We start from the raw sequence: 17,501 nt of genomic DNA, 5'->3' as shown, positions 1-17,501 counted from the left end.
GGCCGTTTTAGTTAATGCGAAAAAATGTACTTTCCGGTACCCTACGGCGGTTTTTTTCGTCCTGTTGAGAGTCAATGATGTCCACCACGCTGTTTAAAGATTTCACCTTCGAAGCCGCCCACCACCTGCCGCACGTCCCGGAAGGACACAAATGCGGTCGCCTGCATGGCCACTCCTTTATGGTGCGTCTGGAGATCACCGGTGAAGTCGATCCCCATACCGGGTGGATCATGGATTTTGCCGAGCTGAAGGCCGCCTTTAAGCCGACATACGATCGCCTCGACCACTATTATCTGAACGATATTCCTGGTCTGGAAAACCCCACCAGCGAAGTGCTGGCCAAATGGATCTGGGATGAGATGAAACCGCGGGTGCCGCTGCTTAGCGCCGTGATGGTCAAAGAGACCTGCACCGCCGGCTGCGTCTATCGCGGCGAGTAAGCGAAAAAAAGCCCGGTCAGTACGCTGCCGGGCTTTTTTATCAGGCAATATTCAGATACTTGTGCGTCTGCATGGACAGGCGCCAGTTGCGGGCGATGCAGGTGTCGATACACAGGCGCGTCGCATCTTCTTTCTGACTGATCGGCTGCAGGGCGATGATCCGCGGTTTGTCATCGCTCAGCGTTTCCAGCAGTTCGTCCAGCGCTTCTATGTCGCGGACGCGCCCTACCGGATGCTTGATCTCATCCGCCCGCTGCAGGGCCTGAGACAGCACGTCATAGCCACCGCGCATGTTGACCTTCGGGGAAACCGTCACCCAGGTATTGGGGCTGCAGCGTACTTCATGGGTGCCGCTGGTTTCAATCTGACAGCTAAAGCCGTTTTGTTCCAGAAGCGAGGTTAACGGCGTTAAATCATGAATGCAGGGCTCACCGCCGGTAATAACCACGTGGCGGGCTGTCCACCCCTGCCGCCCAATAATCGCCAGCAGATCCTCGCTGCTTGCCGGGCCCCACTTGTCGCTCTCTTTGGTTTTCGCCAGGATGCTGAACAACGACACTTCCCGATCGGCCAGCTTGTCCCAGGTATGCTTGGTGTCACACCACGCGCATCCTACCGGGCATCCCTGCAGACGAATAAAGATGGCAGGCACGCCGGTGAAGTAACCCTCGCCTTGCAGGGTCTGGAACATCTCGTTAATCGGGTACTGCATAGTCATCTCTGTTTAGGGTGATAAACGTTCATTATCGCAGATTTCGCTGCCCAGGTCTTGTCCTGCGCTGCGATCGCTTTTTTACCCCTCCGTCAATATCCGTGTCGGGAATAATATTATTGATTAAAAAAGCAATCTTTTCTTTTGGCTTAGTTTATTAGCATGGTAAGAATTAAAATAAATAGCATTCTGACGCGCGGGGGGAAATATGTAACAGAAAATGTTATTCCTGTCATTCAGGATAAAATAAAAGGTCCAAGAACCAAAATAAAAAACCTTAAAATACAGCAATGTACAAACTGATACATGAAAGAGTGAATTATCTGGCCGATCTGCGAGTCCAATTCTATCCCCCGGTAATAATAACCTTAAACTGGTCTTAATAAAGCCCTGATCGGGCCCCTTTTTTATTTAATTGTCGTTTACTTTTGCCCGCCTAGAATCCCGCAGACCAACCATAATGAGATAGCGTTTATGACCACATTATTAATTACCGGCGTTACGGGGTTTCTGGGCGGTGCCGCGTTAGAGAAAATACTCCATCAGGAAACCCGGTTAGATCTGCTGCTGCTGGTACGTGCTGATAGCCCCGAGGCTGGCCTCGAACGGGTCAAAGAGAACATGCGTAAGTTCAACATCGCCGAGGAGAAGCTGGCGATGTTGCGCCAGCAGCATATCCTTCTGGGCGATCTCGCCTCTCCGGAGCATTTTCTTAACGATCCGCGCCTCGATCAGGTCACGCACATCCTCAACTGCGCCGCTGTCGCCTCATTTGGCAGCAACCCGCTTATCTGGAAGGTTAACGTTGAGGGCACGCTGCGCCTGGCGCAACGTATGGCGCAGGTGACGGGTCTGCAGCGCTTTCTGCACGTCGGTACGGCGATGTCATGTTCGCCTGAACCGGATTCACTGGTCGCCGAAAGCGCGGAGTTTCGGGAACGCGCTGAGCACCTGGTGGAATATACCCACTCGAAGTCGACCATCGAGCAGCTGATGCAGCAGCAGTGCCCTACGCTACCGCTGGTAATTGCCCGCCCCTCTATCGTGGTGGGTCATACCCATCACGGCTGCCGGCCTTCCAGCAGTATTTTCTGGGTGTTCAGCATGGGGCTGATGCTGCAGAAATTCATGTGCTCCATGGAGGACCGAATTGACGTTATCCCGGTGGACTACTGCGCCGACGCCCTGCTAATGCTGCTTAACCAGCCTCTGGCTCACGGCGAGGTGGTGCATATCTCTGCTGGCGAAGAGAACAGCGTGAAGTTTGCCGAAATCGACCGGGCGATGGCTCAGGCCCTGGAGCAGGCGCCGGTGGGGGATAAGTACGCCCAGGTGAGCTATGAAACGCTGGTCAAAATGAGACGCGAACTGAAAGGGATATTTGGGCCATGCAATGAGCGGCTGATGCTGAAAGCCATGCGCTTATACGGCGCGTTCGCCACCCTGAACGTGCGCTTTAGTAACGACAAGCTGCTGAGCATGGGGATGCCAAAACCGCCGCGCTTTACCGATTACATCGACCGCTGCGTGGAAACCACCCGCGGGTTGTCGATCCCTCAGCAAATGGCCGTCGACTTTAAATAATGGCCGCAGGCGTAAAAAAAATGCCAGCCCGAAGGCTGGCATGATTATTTCACAAGGACAGGATTAAGCCTGACCTTTGATCTCTTTACGACCGTTGAACGGCGCTTGCTCACCCAGCGCTTCTTCGATACGAATCAGCTGGTTGTATTTAGCAACGCGGTCAGAACGGCTCATAGAACCAGTTTTGATCTGGCCTGCAGCGGTACCAACAGCCAGGTCGGCAATGGTAGCGTCTTCAGTTTCGCCAGAACGGTGAGAGATAACAGCGGTGTAGCCAGCGTCTTTCGCCATCTTGATAGCAGCCAGAGTTTCGGTCAGAGAACCGATCTGGTTGAACTTGATCAGGATGGAGTTAGCGATGCCTTTTTCGATGCCTTCTTTCAGGATCTTGGTGTTGGTTACGAACAGGTCGTCACCAACCAGCTGGATTTTGTCGCCCAGTACTTTGGTCTGGTAAGCGAAACCTTCCCAGTCAGATTCGTCCAGACCATCTTCGATGGAGACGATCGGGTACTGTTTGGTCAGCTCTTCCAGGAAGTGAGTGAACTCTTCAGAGGTGAACGCTTTGTTGCCTTCGCCAGCCAGAACGTATTTACCGTCTTTGTAGAATTCAGACGCCGCGCAGTCCATCGCCAGGGTGATGTCTTTGCCCAGCTCGTAGCCTGCAGCTTTAACCGCTTCAGCGATAACAGCCAGCGCTTCGGCGTTGGAACCCAGGTTCGGCGCGTAGCCGCCTTCGTCACCAACGGCAGTGTTCATGCCTTTGGACTTCAGCACTTTCGCCAGGTGATGGAACACTTCAGAACCCATGCGTACTGCTTCTTTCAGGGTCGGCGCGCCAACCGGCTGAATCATGAATTCCTGGATGTCGACGTTGTTGTCAGCGTGCTCACCGCCGTTGATGATGTTCATCATCGGAACCGGCATGGAGTATTTGCCCGGAGTGCCGTTCAGTTCAGCGATGTGCGCGTACAGCGGCAGGCCTTTGGACGCAGCAGCTGCTTTGGCGTTCGCCAGAGAAACGGCCAGGATAGCGTTCGCACCGAAGTTAGATTTGTTTTCAGTACCGTCCAGGTCGATCATGATCTTGTCGATGCCAGCCTGATCTTTAGCATCTTTGCCCAGGATTGCCTGAGCGATCGGGCCGTTTACCGCAGCAACAGCTTTGGTTACGCCTTTACCCAGGAAACGGGATTTGTCGCCATCGCGCAGTTCCAGCGCTTCGCGGGAACCAGTAGAAGCACCTGACGGAGCAGCTGCCATACCGACGAAACCACCTTCCAGGTGTACTTCGGCTTCAACAGTCGGGTTACCACGGGAGTCGATGATTTCACGACCGATGACTTTAACGATTTTGGACATTAGGTTTTCCTCAGTACAAGTTAAACTAAAACTCCAGACAAACAATGCACCCGGATGGGTGCATTGCCGTTCAAACTCTTTTTACTTCGCCTGGCGTTTCTGGTACTCGCTCGCGGCTTTCACAAAGCCGGCAAACAGCGGGTGTCCATCACGCGGCGTCGAAGTAAACTCCGGGTGGAACTGGCAGGCCACAAACCACGGATGGTTCGGCACTTCGATGATCTCGACCAACTGATCATCCCCGGAACGGCCCGCAACGCGCAGACCGGCAGCTTCAATCGGTTTCAACAACATGTTGTTGACTTCGTAGCGGTGACGATGACGCTCGGTGATGGTCGGCTCGCCGTAAAGCTGGCGTACCAGAGAATCATCACTCAGCTGGCACTGCTGCGCGCCCAGGCGCATGGTGCCGCCCAGATCGCTCTTCTCAGAGCGGACTTCAACGTTGCCATCTTCGTCACGCCATTCGGTAATCAGGGCCACGACCGGGTATTTACAGTCTGGCACAAATTCCGTCGAGTTGGCGTTTTCCATACCCGCTACGTTACGCGCGAACTCAATCAGCGCAACCTGCATACCCAGGCAGATGCCCAGATAAGGAATATTGTTTTCACGCGCATAGCGCGCGGTGGCGATCTTGCCTTCAACGCCGCGGTAGCCGAAGCCGCCCGGGATCAGGATAGCGTCTAAATCCTTGAGGATTTCGACGCCGCGCGTTTCCACATCCTGCGAATCGATCAGCTTGATGTTGACGGTAACGCGATTTTTCAGACCGCCGTGTTTCAGCGCTTCAATCACCGACTTGTAGGCATCCGGCAGTTCAATGTACTTACCGACCATACCGATGGTGACTTCGCCTGCCGGATTAGCTTCTTCATAGATTACCTGTTCCCATTCGGCCAGGTTTGCTTCCGGACAAGTTAAGCTGAATCGTTTACAAATATAATCGTCCAGCCCCTGAGATTTCAACAGGCCCGGAATTTTATAAATGGAATCGACGTCTTTCAGAGAAATCACAGCCTTTTCCGGAACGTTACAGAACAAAGCAATTTTGGCTCGTTCGTTGGCCGGAACCGCGCGATCGGAGCGGCAGATCAGAATATCAGGCTGAATACCGATGGAGAGCAGCTCTTTTACGGAGTGCTGGGTCGGCTTGGTTTTGACTTCGCCCGCGGCGGCCATGTACGGCACCAGAGTCAGGTGCATGAACAGGGTATGCTCGCGGCCGATCTCTACCGCCATCTGACGAATCGCTTCGAGGAACGGCAGGGATTCGATATCGCCTACGGTACCGCCGATTTCCACCAGCACGACGTCATGGCCTTCGCCGCCCGCCAGTACGCGCTCTTTGATAGCGTTGGTGATGTGCGGGATAACCTGAACGGTCGCGCCCAGGTAGTCGCCACGGCGCTCTTTGCGCAGCACGTCGGAGTAGATACGGCCGGTGGTGAAGTTATTGCGGCGCGTCATCTTGGTGCGGATAAAACGCTCATAGTGGCCCAGGTCCAGATCGGTTTCTGCGCCGTCTTCAGTAACGAACACTTCCCCATGCTGGATTGGGCTCATGGTGCCCGGATCGACGTTGATATACGGATCCAGTTTCATGATGGTCACGTTGAGACCACGGGCTTCAAGAATGGCTGCCAGGGAGGCTGCGGCAATGCCTTTACCCAGAGAGGATACGACCCCGCCGGTCACAAAAATATAGTTCGTTGTCATGCTGAACCTGAGAAGTTAGGGTAAAACGATGGAATAACCAGGACGGGAAAGTAGTATACCCGAACATGCGTGACGCCACAAACTTTCATTCTTCCCCTCCCCTTCGTTCTTCAAGTTGCACCTGTGTTGCGACTCGAACAACTCGAAGAGGCAGGCTACATGGTGTTTCAACGACATAACGGAAAGAGAAAATAGACGCTTTTGGCGAAATGTTTTTGACGTAAATCAAGCGCTTGTTATTTATAAAATCACACAAATCGCGCTTGATCACGAAAATCCGTTAGAGATCAGTTTCCTGGCGTTTTACTTCCTGCCACACTTCTTCCATGGTATCGAGGTCGACGCCGGTCATTTCCAGGCCTCGGGCGGCGACAATACGCTCGACCTCGCGGAAACGACGCTCAAATTTGAGGTTTGCTTTCTGCAGCGCCACCTCGGCTTTGACGCCCAAATGACGGGATAAATTCACCGTGGCAAACAGCAGATCGCCCACTTCCTCTTCCAGTTTTGCTTCATCCACCACCGCCTGCTGCGCTTCATGCATCACTTCATCAATTTCTTCATGCACTTTGTCGAGCACCGGGCCCAGCGAGGTCCAGTCGAAACCCACTGCCGAGCAGCGGCGCTGGATTTTATGCGCGCGCATCAGCGCCGGCAGGCTATGGGGAATATCGTCCAGGGCCGAATGCTGGGCTTTTTCCGCTCGCTCCGCGCTTTTGATTTGCTCCCAGCGGGCCAGGACTTCCGTGCTATTGCCCGCCGATGCCTCGCCGAAGATATGCGGGTGGCGACGCTCCAGCTTGTCGCTGATGGCGGCGCAGATATCGTCAAAGTTAAAGCGTCCCTCTTCCTGCGCCATTTGCGCATAGAACACCACCTGGAACAGCAGATCGCCCAGCTCACCGCGCAGATCGTCAAAATCTTCCCGCTGGATAGCATCGAGGACCTCGTAGGTCTCCTCAAGGGTGTAAGGGGCGATGGTGGCAAAGGTCTGCTCTTTATCCCATGGGCAGCCGTTTTCCGGGTCGCGCAGGCGGCGCATGATGCCGAGCAAGCGGTCAATTTGAGTCATGTGACAATCCTGGAAATTTTAAAAATAGTCGGCCGGATAAGGCGTTTAGACCTTATCCGACGTTGCGAAATTGCCGGATGGCGGCTTCGCCTTATCCGGCCTACAGACGAATTAACCGCCGTGCAGACGGCGCGCGTCGATCACATCCGGCACCTGGTTGAGCTTACCGAGCACCCGGCCCAGCACCTGCAGGTTGTAAATCTCGATGGTCATATCGATGGTTGCCAGCTGCTGACGGGTATCGCTGCGGCTGGCGACGCCCAGCACGTTCACCTTCTCATTGGCGAGGATGGTAGTGATATCGCGCAGTAAACCGCTGCGATCGTTCGCCTCCACCCTGACCACCAGCGAGTAGCCCGCCGAGTAGCTTTCGCCCCATACCGCATCGACGATGCGCTCCGGGGCATGCGACTGCAGTTCTGCCAGCTGATCGCAGTCCGCGCGATGCACGGAGATCCCGCGCCCCTGGGTGATAAAGCCGACGATCTCGTCGCCCGGGATTGGCTGGCAGCAGCGGGCAATATGGTGCATCAGGTTGCCTACCCCTTCCACCACTACCCGGCCATTGTCCTTGGTGCGATTTTGCGGCGTGTAGGTTTTCTGCTGCAGTTGCTTCAGCGCGGCCGCATCCTGCTCGGCGGCGCTAGGTTTATTGAACTGCGCCTGCAGGAAGTTGACCATCTGGTTGAGACGGATATCGCCACCGCCGATGGCGGCCAGCAGTTCATCGAGCTCGTTGAAGTTATAGCGCGGCAGCAGGTGCTTTTCCGCATCCTTCAGGCTGATGCCCAAATGCTCCAGCTCGTCGTCGAGGATCTGCCGACCGGCGAGAATGTTCTTGTCGCGATCCTGCTTACGGAACCAGGCGTGGATCTTCGAACGTCCGCGGCTGGTGGTCACATAGCCGAGGTTAGGGTTCAGCCAGTCACGGCTCGGGTTCGGCTGCTTCTGGGTAATAATTTCGATCTGATCGCCCATCTGCAGCTGGTAGGTGAATGGCACGATGCGGCCGCCAATTTTGGCGCCGATGCAGCGATGGCCGACATCGCTGTGAATATGATAGGCAAAGTCGAGCGGCGTCGACCCCGCAGGCAGGTCCACCACGTCGCCTTTCGGCGTAAAGACATACACCCGGTCGTCGAAGACCTGGCTGCGCACTTCGTCGAGCATCTCGCCGGAGTCGGCCATCTCTTCCTGCCAGGCAATCAGCTTACGCAGCCAGGCGATGCGGTCTTCATAGCCGCGGCCGCCGCTGGTGCCGGCTCCCGCGCCCTCTTTGTACTTCCAGTGCGCGGCCACGCCCAGCTCGGCGTCTTCATGCATCTGCCGGGTGCGGATCTGAATCTCCACCGTCTTGCCGCTCGGCCCCAGCACCACGGTATGGATAGACTGGTAACCGTTGGGTTTCGGGTTGGCCACGTAGTCGTCGAATTCATCCGGCAGATGGCGGTAGTGAGTATGGACGATCCCCAGCGCGGCATAGCAATCCTGCAAACGCTCAGCCACAATACGCACCGCGCGAACGTCAAACAGCTCGTCGAAAGCGAGGTGTTTTTTCTGCATTTTGCGCCAGATACTGTAGATATGCTTCGGCCGGCCATAGACCTCGGCCTTGACGCCTTCGGCTTTCATCTCTGAGCGCAGGTGGCCGACAAACTCTTCGATGTAATGCTCGCGGTCGATACGGCGCTCGTGGAGCAGTTTGGCAATGCGCTTGTATTCCGCCGGGTGCAGATAGCGGAAGCAGTAATCTTCCAGCTCCCACTTCAGCTGGCCGATACCTAAGCGGTTCGCCAGGGGAGCATAGATATTGGTGCACTCTTTCGCCGCAAGAACGCGCTCATCTTCCGGCGCGTCCTTGACCTCGCGCAGATGCGCGATCCGCTCAGCAAGTTTGATGACCACGCAGCGGAAATCGTCAACCATCGCCAGCAGCATACGGCGAATGTTATCCACCTGCTCGGAAGAGACCGAGTCGGTATGGGTAGCCTTCAGCTGGCGGATAGCGGCCATGTCCCGCACCCCGTGAATCAGGGTCACGACCGATTTACCTACGCTCTCCTGCATCACCTCTTCGCTGACAACTTCGCCGTCGGCCAGCGGGAACAGCAGCGCCGCGCGCAGCGTATCGATGTCCATACTTAGGGTGGAGAGGATCTCCACCATTTCGACGCCCCGCCACAGCAGCAGGTCCGCCTGCGGGTGTCCTTGCGTTTTTTCGCGACAATAATCCCAGGTTTCGGCTAAGCGCTCACACGACTGCTGGCTGGAAATTCCCAGACTCGCGATCCATTTCTTCGGGTCAAATTCACCAGCTTTATTAAGATGTGCACTTCTTACCGCAACCATTGTCCTCTCCTTAAGGGACCGGCCTGCCGAAGTCGGCAAGCCTCAACTTTCTACATGTCATCCTGCAGGTCGCGTCAGCATTCATGGCCAGGGTGGCTCTTCTGCGACGTTGTGAATGACCTTATGTAAGCCTGCGCTCAAACAACACCATTGATTCCAGATGGCCGGTATGCGGGAACATATCCAGCATCGCCAGGCGTTGAATCTGATATCCAGCCTGCAACAGGGTTTCGCTGTCTCGCGCCAGCGTCGCCGGGTTGCAGGAAACATACACCACCCGCCGCGGTGCCAGTTTTATTATATGCGGCATCACGCCCGGCGCGCCGGCGCGGGCCGGGTCCAGCAGCACTTTATCAAAGCCGTGCTTCGCCCAGGCCTGACGGGTGACGTCTTCTTCCAGATTTTCATGGAAGAAAGTGACATTTGATAAACCATTGCGGGCGGCGTTTTCCCGCCCCTTCTCCACCAGCGCCGGCACCCCTTCCACGCCCACCACATGGGCGGCGCGTGTCGCCAGCGGCAGGGTAAAGTTGCCCATCCCGCAGAACAGATCCAGCACCCGGTCCTCTGGCCGCAGATCCAGCCACTCCAGTGCGGTACGCACCATCTGCTGATTTACGCCGTCGTTGACCTGGATAAAATCCCGCGGGCTGAACACTAAGCGTAGTCCGTCTGAGGTATACCATGGCGCTTCGCCATGAATATGCTCCAGTATCTCGCTTTGTGGCGCGAGGTACAGGGAAAGACCGTGAGTTTGCGAAAAGTGTTCCAGTTTTTCCCTGTCTGTCGCCGGCAGGGTTGCGGTATGGCGCAGCACCATCAGCGGACCGTTGTCCGCCTGCACCAGCTCGACGTGGCCGAGATGGCGTAATGCGCTCAGCGCGCTTAAGCACTCGCGCACGGCGGGCAGCAATGCCTCAAGTTGGGGCACCAAAACAGGGCACTGCACTACATCGACGATCGCTTTGGCGTTGGCCTGGCGAAAACCCATCTGCAATTGTTGGGTCTTCGGCTGATAATTCAAGCTCAAGCGTGCGCGACGGCGGTAGCCCCACGGCGCGCCGGCGATGACGTCATCTACCTCGCGCTTCATCAGTCGCCCCAGCGCGGCGCGTTTACTTTGCTGCTGAAGCGGAACGCTGGCATGTTGTTGTTGGCATCCGCCGCAGACGCCAAAATGGGGGCAGCGCGGCGCCTGGCGCTGCGGGCTGTCGGTCAGTCGGCGTTTCACCTCGGCGCGGGCGTACTGTTTTTTATCTTCCACCAGCACCACCTCGGCCTGCTCGTGGGGCAGCACGCCGCTCACGAACAACGCCTTCCCCTGATGGCGGGCAACACCCTGACCAAAGGGATCGAGGTCGTTGACTGTAACGGTTATGATCTGGCGCGTCGTCACACGCCGTTTTGCAGAGTAGAATTGCGCCATCGTAGAGAGTTGTCTCAATCAAATAAAACGAGCTCGTTCAGAGCGGCAGCGCCGCGAGGCGCAGCGACGCTGCACAGAACGATGATGTCTATATTCTCCCATAATGGAACCGCATGACCAACTACAGCCTGCGTGCTCGCATGATGATTCTGATTCTGGCGCCAACCGTCCTGATAGGACTGTTGCTCAGTATTTTCTTTGTCGCTCATCGTTATAACGACCTGCAACGCCAGCTGGAGGACGCTGGCGCCAGTATTATCGAACCGCTGGCGGTCTCCAGCGAATACGGCATGAACTTGCAAAACCGCGAATCCATCGGCCAGCTGATCAGCGTTCTGCATCGTCGCCACTCGGAGATCGTGCGGGCCATCTCGGTGTACGATTCGCATAACCGCTTATTTGTCACCTCCAATTACCAGCTCAATCCCAGCGAACTGCAGATCCCGAAAGGCGAGGTATTCCCCCGTCACCTCAGCGTCATCCGCGATGGCGACATGATGATCCTGCGCACGCCTATTGTCTCGGAAAGCTATTCTCCGGATGAATCACCCGAATCTGACGCTAAAATGCCGGGCAATATGCTGGGCTACGTCGCCCTGGAGCTGGATCTAAAATCGGTTCGCCTCCAGCAGTACAAAGAGATTTTTATCTCCAGCGTAATGATGCTGTTCTGTATCGGCATCGCGTTAATCTTCGGCTGGAGGCTGATGCGCGACGTCACCGGGCCAATCCGCAATATGGTTAACACTGTCGACCGCATCCGCCGCGGACAGCTGGACAGCCGGGTCGAAGGCTTTATGCTCGGCGAACTGGATATGCTGAAAAATGGCATTAACTCGATGGCCATGTCGCTGGCGGCATACCACGAAGAGATGCAACACAACGTCGACCAGGCGACCTCCGATCTACGGGAAACGCTTGAGCAGATGGAGATCCAGAACGTCGAGCTGGACCTGGCGAAAAAGCGCGCCCAGGAGGCGGCGCGCATTAAGTCTGAGTTCCTGGCCAATATGTCTCACGAGCTGCGCACCCCGCTCAATGGGGTGATCGGCTTTACCCGCCTGACGCTGAAAACCGATCTCAACGCTACGCAGCGCGACCACCTGACCACCATCGAACGTTCGGCCAACAATCTGCTGGCGATCATCAATGACGTGCTCGACTTTTCCAAGCTGGAAGCCGGGAAGCTGATCCTGGAGAGTATTCCGTTCCTGCTGCGCACTTCGCTTGATGAAGTGGTCACCCTGCTGGCGCATTCCGCGCACGATAAAGGGCTGGAGCTGACGCTGAATATTAAGAACAATGTACCGGATAACGTCATTGGCGATCCGCTGCGTCTGCAGCAGATTGTGACCAACCTCGTGGGCAACGCCATCAAATTTACCGAGCACGGCAATATCGACGTACTGGTGGAGCAGCGGGCCATCAGTAATTCCCGGGTACAGATCGAAATTCAGATCCACGATACCGGCATCGGCATCCCCGAGCGCGACCAGTCCCGGCTATTCCAGGCCTTCCGTCAGGCCGATGCCAGTATTTCACGCCGCCACGGCGGCACCGGGCTCGGGCTGGTGATCACTCAGCGTCTGGTCAAAGAGATGGGCGGGGATATTTCGTTCCACAGCCAGCCGAACCGCGGCTCCACCTTCTGGTTCCATATCAGCCTCGATCTCAACCCGAACGCCATTCCGGATACGCTGAACACCGACGGGCTTGTCGGCAAACGTCTGGCCTATGTGGAAGCCAACGCGACGGCGGCGCAGTGTACCCTGGAGATGCTGGCCGCTACGCCGCTGGAGGTTATCTACAGCCCTACCTTCTCCTCGCTGGCGGAAGCGCAGTATGACATTCTGCTGGTCGGTATCCCGGTTTCAATGCGCGATTTGTCGCCGCATCGGGAAAAATTAGCCAAAGCCTGCGCGATGTCCGATAACGTACTGCTGGCCCTGCCGTGCCATGCCCAGGTCAGCGCCGAAGCCCTGAAGCGCGACGGCGTTGCCGCCTGCCTGTTAAAGCCGCTCACCACCACCCGTCTGCTACCGGCGCTGGTGGCTACCAGCCACGCGCTTGCCTCCGCGCCGCTGATGCAGATCGACAGTCATAAGTTGCCAATGACGGTAATGGCCGTCGACGACAACCCGGCTAACCTGAAGCTGATTGGCGCCCTGCTGGATGATCTTGTGCAGCAGGTGATCCTCTGCGACAGCGGCCAGCAGGCGGTGGACAAGGCCAAGCAGCTGCAGATGGATCTGATCCTGATGGATATTCAGATGCCGGATATGGACGGCATCCGCGCCTGTGAGCTTATCCATCACCTGTCCCATCATCAGCAAACCCCGGTTATTGCGGTCACCGCGCACGCCCTGGAGGGCCAGCGTGAGAAATTACTGAGCGCCGGCATGAACGACTATCTGGCGAAGCCAATCGAAGAAGAGAAACTGCACGCACTGCTGTTGCGCTATCAGCCCGGCCTGCACAGCGTCGTTCCGGCGTCGCTACCGCCCGCAGAGCCGATCGTCGATCATAATCAAACGCTCGACTGGCAGCTGGCGCTGCGCCAGGCGGCCATGAAGCCGGACCTGGCGCGGGAGATGCTGCAAATGCTGATCGCCTTTATGCCGGAGGTGCGTAACAAAGTTGAGGAGCAGCTGGTGGGCGAGCAGCCGGAAGGGCTGGTGGATCTGATCCATAAACTGCACGGCAGCTGCAGCTATAGCGGCGTGCCGCGGCTGAAAAAGCTGTGCCATACCCTGGAAAGTCAGCTGCGGGCAGGCACCGCCGCCGAGGATCTGGAGCCGGAGCTGCTTGAGCTGTTAGATGAGATGGATAATGTGGCCCGCGAAGCGTGCCGGATGGGGGTGTAAACCCCGGATAGCGGCGCTACGCGCCTCATCCGGACTACAAATACCACTGCGCCAGCCGGGTTACCGCCTGTCGCCCATCTGCAAAACCGCGGCTACGTTACGCGCCGTCATTCGCAAGTTGGCGGCGGCATTGGCCAACGCTTCATCAAGGGTACAGATGGTATACAACACGCTGAATACCGCATCCAGCCCGTGCTGATGCACGACGCCAACATCGGCGGTAAGACTGCCGGCAATCCCGATCACCGGGACGTTAAAACGCTTCGCCACCCTCGCCACCCCCACCGGCACTTTGCCGTGGATCGTCTGGCTATCGATACGCCCTTCGCCGGTGATCACTAAATCGGCATCCGCCACCCGCTCAGCCAGCTGTAGCGCATCGGTGACAATCTCAATGCCCGGACGCAACTGAGCACCACAGAACGCATACAGCGCCGCACCCATGCCGCCCGCCGCGCCGCCGCCCTCAAGGCTCAGCACGTCGATATCTAAATCGCGGGCGATAATCCGGGCATAGTGCCGTAGGCCGCTATCGAGCCGGTCGATCATCTGCGCCGTCGCCCCTTTTTGCGGGCCGAACACCGCGCTGGCGCCCTGCGGGCCGGTCAACGGGTTGGTGACGTCGCAGGCAACGTCAATCCGGCAATCTGCCAGCCGCGAATCGAGTTCGCTGAGATCGATTCGCGCCAGCGTCTCCAGCGCGCCGCCCCCGGAGGCAATTTGCTGGCCCTCGGCGGTCAGCAGTTTCGCCCCCAGCGCCTGCGCCATCCCGGCGCCGCCGTCATTGGTCGCACTGCCGCCAATACCAATAATGATCTGTCTTACCCCGGCGTCCAGCGCATGGCGGATAAGCTCCCCGGTACCCCAGGAAGTGGTCAGCAGCGGGTTACGCTGCGCCGGCGGGACGCTCTCCAGGCCGCTGGCCGCCGCCATTTCGATAAAGGCGCACTGGCGATCGCCGGACAGCCCGTAAAATGCCTCAACCGGCTCGCCCAGCGGCCCGGTGACCGTCAGCGGAACCAGAAGCCCGCCGGTCGCCGCCACCATGGCTTCCACCGTCCCTTCCCCACCATCGGCAACCGGCAGCTTGACGTACTCGGCGTCAGGATAAATCTCGCGAAAGCCTTGCTCTATCGCACTGGCCACTTCCAGCGCGCTCAGGCTCTCCTTCCAGGAATCCGGTGCGATCACTATTTTCATCTGCTGTCCTTACTCTGAGCCAACCCCTGGCGCTGTCGCGCAATGCCGGCCCCCGCAGAGGCCGGCGGACTTTTAGCGCACCATGCATGGACGCTTGTTGTCAAAGGTCCAGCCCGGGATCAGATACTGCATCGCCATCGCATCGTCGCGGGCGCCAAGACCATGTTTCTTATATAGCTCATTTGCCTGCATCACGCGGTCCATATCCAGCTCAACCCCCAGGCCCGGGGTACTCGGTACCTGCACCATGCCGCCTTTGATTTCAAAAGGTTGTTTGGTCAGACGCTGGTTGCCCTCCTGCCAGATCCAGTGGGTATCGATAGCGGTGATCTTGCCCGGCGCCGCTGCCGCGACGTGGGTGAACATCGCCAGCGACACGTCGAAGTGATTATTAGAGTGCGAACCCCAGGTCAGACCGAACTCATGGCACATCTGCGCTACGCGCACCGACCCCTGCATGGTCCAGAAGTGCGGGTCCGCCAGCGGGATATCCACTGACTGCAGGGACAAGGTATGGCCCATCTGCCGCCAGTCGGTGGCGATCATATTGGTGGCGGTCGGCAGGCCCGTCGCGCGGCGGAACTCGGCCATCACTTCGCGGCCGGAGAAGCCCTGTTCGGCGCCGCACGGATCTTCCGCATAGGCCAGCACGCCCTTCAGCTGTTTACCAATCTGAATGGCCTCCTCAAGCAGCCAGGCGCCATTCGGGTCGAGAGTGACGCGAGCATTCGGGAAGCGCTTCGCCAGGGCGCTGATCGCTTCGGCTTCTTCAAAACCGGCCAGCACGCCGCCCTTCAGCTTAAAGTCGTTGAAACCATATTTTTCATACGCCGCTTCCGCCAGGCGGACCACCGCATCCGGCGTCATCGCCTCTTCATGGCGCAGGCGATACCACTCGCACTGCTCATCCGGCTGGCTCTGATAGGCCAGCGGCGTCGCATGGCGATTACCGACAAAGAACAGATAGCCCAGCATTTCGACTTCGCTGCGCTGCTGGCCATCGCCTAGCAGCGAGGCGACGTTGACCCCAAGGTGCTGGCCCAGCAGATCCAGCAGTGCCGCTTCGATGCCGGTCACCACGTGAATGGTGGTGCGCAGGTCAAAGGTCTGCAGGCCGCGGCCCCCGGCGTCGCGGTCGGCAAACTGATTGCGCACCGCGCCCAGCACGTTTTTATACTCGCCCAGCGTTTTGCCCACCACCAGCGGAATGGCATCCTCCAGGGTCTGGCGAATCTTTTCACCGCCCGGGATTTCACCGACGCCGGTATGGCCGGCGTTATCTTTGATAATTACGATATTGCGGGTGAAGTACGGGGCGTGGGCGCCGCTCAGGTTCATCAGCATGCTGTCATGGCCGGCAACCGGGATCACCTGCATGGTGGTGACAACGGGCGTTGAAGAGAAAGTCGTCATAGCATCATCCTTTTTAATTAGTGGCGGCCGAAAACGGGACGTTTGCGGTCGAATGTCCAGCCGGGGATCAGGTACTGCATCGGGCCCGCGTCGTTGCGCGCGCCGCCCGGCAGCGCTTTATAGGCCTCATGGGCTCTGCGCACCTGCTCCCAGTCAAGTTCCACGCCGAGTCCCGGCGCGTCTGGCACGGCAATGCTGCCGTTAATAATCTGCAGCGGATTTTTGGTCAGGCGCGCGTCGCCCTCCTGCCAGATCCAGTGGGTATCGATGGCGGTGGGGTTGCCCGGCGCGGCGGCGCCGACGTGGGTAAACATCGCCAGGGAAATATCAAAGTGGTTGTTGGAATGGCAGCCCCAGGTGAGCCCCCAGTCGTCGCACAGCTGCGCCACCCGCACCGCGCCGGAGAGCGTCCAGAAGTGCGGGTCCGCCAGCGGGATATCGACGGCGTTGAGCATCACCGCATGGCCCATTTCGCGCCAGTTAGTGGCTATCATATTGGTGGCGACCGGCAGCCCGGTGGCGCGGCGGAACTCGGCCATCACCTCCCGGCCGGAGAAACCCTGCTCGGCGCCGCACGGATCTTCGGCATAGGTCAGAACATCCTGCAGCCCTTTACACAGCGCGATGGCCTCATCCAGCAGCCAGGCGCCGTTAGGGTCGACGGTGATGCGCGCATCCGGGAAACGCTTTTTCAGCGCCCGCGCGGTGTCGATCTCCTGCTCGCCGGGCAGCACGCCGCCTTTGAGCTTAAAGTCTTTGAAACCGTAGCGATCCTGGGCGGCTTCCGCCAGACGCACTATCGCCTCGCTGCTCAACGCCTGCTGGTGGCGCAGGCGGTACCATTCGTGATCGCCCGGCGTATGGTCCAGATAACCAAGGTCGGTTTTCTGCCGATCGCCGATATAGAACAGGTAGCCCAGCACGGTGACGGCATCACGCTGCTTACCCGGGCCCAGCAGCTCGCAGACCGGCACATTAAGCACCTGGCCGAGCAGGTCGAGCAGCGCCGCTTCCAGCGCCGCCACCGCGTTAACCTTCAGTTCGAAGGTCCACGCCCCTTTGCCGAAGGTGTCGAAATCCGCCGCCTGATTGCCTTTGTGCACCTGCTGCACCACGCGATTGAGTCGGGCGACCTCCTGGCCCACCACCTGCGGGATCGCCGCCAGCAGCGTCTGGTAGATGACCTCTCCGCCGGGCGCTTCGCCGACGCCGGTATGGCCGGCGTTATCGGTTAACACCACGATATTGCGGGTAAACCATGCGTTATGCGCTCCGCCGATGTTCAGCAGCATGCTGTCGTGCCCGGCCACCGGAATGACCTTCATCTCTGTGATAATCGGGCTGGATTGAGTAGTCATGA

Annotated in this window: 12 protein-coding genes; 3 read left to right on the top strand and 9 right to left on the bottom strand. The window is 57.9% G+C overall.

What is annotated here, in order from left to right:
* Positions 1-74 precede the first annotated feature (74 nt).
* Positions 75-440, top strand: a complete 366-nt coding sequence (queD, locus tag HMPREF3140_RS00250) for a 6-carboxytetrahydropterin synthase QueD (protein WP_004174641.1) — start codon at positions 75-77, stop codon at positions 438-440.
* Positions 441-480: 40 nt separating this feature from the next.
* Here queD and queE read toward each other — a convergent pair whose 3' ends face one another.
* Positions 481-1,152, bottom strand: coding sequence for a 7-carboxy-7-deazaguanine synthase QueE (queE, locus tag HMPREF3140_RS00245; protein ID WP_002915210.1), 672 nt, complete (start codon positions 1,150-1,152; stop codon positions 481-483).
* Positions 1,153-1,626: 474 nt separating this feature from the next.
* Here queE and HMPREF3140_RS00235 point away from each other — a divergent pair, with 474 nt between their 5' ends.
* Entirely contained in the window at positions 1,627-2,736 is a 1,110-nt protein-coding gene (locus HMPREF3140_RS00235; RefSeq protein WP_004210593.1) for an SDR family oxidoreductase, read from the top strand.
* Between the two features lie 63 nt (positions 2,737-2,799).
* Here the strand turns inward: HMPREF3140_RS00235 and eno are convergent, their stop codons facing one another.
* From eno to rlmD, 5 genes are all read right to left on the bottom strand, one after another.
* Entirely contained in the window at positions 2,800-4,098 is a 1,299-nt protein-coding gene (gene eno, locus HMPREF3140_RS00230; RefSeq protein ID WP_002915213.1) for a phosphopyruvate hydratase, read from the bottom strand.
* An 81-nt stretch (positions 4,099-4,179) separates the two neighbouring features.
* Positions 4,180-5,817 (bottom strand): glutamine hydrolyzing CTP synthase, encoded by a 1,638-nt coding sequence (gene pyrG, locus HMPREF3140_RS00225; RefSeq protein ID WP_004142808.1) that lies wholly within the window; start codon positions 5,815-5,817, stop codon positions 4,180-4,182.
* Between the two features lie 280 nt (positions 5,818-6,097).
* A complete protein-coding gene (gene mazG, locus HMPREF3140_RS00220; RefSeq protein WP_002915215.1) occupies positions 6,098-6,889 on the bottom strand; it encodes a nucleoside triphosphate pyrophosphohydrolase in 792 nt (263 codons plus the stop codon).
* 111 nt (positions 6,890-7,000) lie between these two features.
* A complete protein-coding gene (relA, locus tag HMPREF3140_RS00215; protein ID WP_002915217.1) occupies positions 7,001-9,238 on the bottom strand; it encodes a GTP diphosphokinase in 2,238 nt (745 codons plus the stop codon).
* 121 nt (positions 9,239-9,359) lie between these two features.
* Positions 9,360-10,664: a 23S rRNA (uracil(1939)-C(5))-methyltransferase RlmD gene (gene rlmD, locus HMPREF3140_RS00210; RefSeq protein ID WP_032412257.1), complete on the bottom strand. Its 1,305-nt coding sequence runs from the start codon at positions 10,662-10,664 to the stop codon at positions 9,360-9,362.
* Between the two features lie 113 nt (positions 10,665-10,777).
* On the opposite strand from rlmD, the gene barA reads away from it, so the two are divergent.
* Positions 10,778-13,528 (top strand): two-component sensor histidine kinase BarA, encoded by a 2,751-nt coding sequence (gene barA / locus HMPREF3140_RS00205; RefSeq protein ID WP_032412262.1) that lies wholly within the window; start codon positions 10,778-10,780, stop codon positions 13,526-13,528.
* A gap of 60 nt (positions 13,529-13,588) precedes the next feature.
* Here barA and HMPREF3140_RS00200 read toward each other — a convergent pair whose 3' ends face one another.
* The 3 genes from HMPREF3140_RS00200 to HMPREF3140_RS00190 all read right to left on the bottom strand — a co-directional run bounded on the left by HMPREF3140_RS00200 (position 13,589) and on the right by HMPREF3140_RS00190 (position 17,499).
* On the bottom strand, positions 13,589-14,728 hold the full coding sequence (locus HMPREF3140_RS00200; protein ID WP_002915222.1) for a glycerate kinase: 1,140 nt from the start codon (positions 14,726-14,728) through the stop codon (positions 13,589-13,591).
* Positions 14,729-14,800: 72 nt separating this feature from the next.
* Complete coding sequence (gudD, locus tag HMPREF3140_RS00195) at positions 14,801-16,141, bottom strand: glucarate dehydratase (protein WP_002915223.1); 1,341 nt, start codon at positions 16,139-16,141, stop codon at positions 14,801-14,803.
* 17 nt (positions 16,142-16,158) lie between these two features.
* Positions 16,159-17,499, bottom strand: a complete 1,341-nt coding sequence (locus tag HMPREF3140_RS00190) for an enolase C-terminal domain-like protein (protein WP_002915224.1) — start codon at positions 17,497-17,499, stop codon at positions 16,159-16,161.
* Positions 17,500-17,501 lie beyond the last annotated feature (2 nt).

The sequence above is a fragment of the Klebsiella sp. HMSC16A12 genome (genome assembly GCF_001808265.1).
Taxonomy (GTDB): Bacteria; Pseudomonadota; Gammaproteobacteria; order Enterobacterales; family Enterobacteriaceae; genus Klebsiella; species Klebsiella pneumoniae.
Note: the sequence above shows the minus strand (reverse complement) of the source record. Positions and strands in the feature narration are given on the sequence as shown.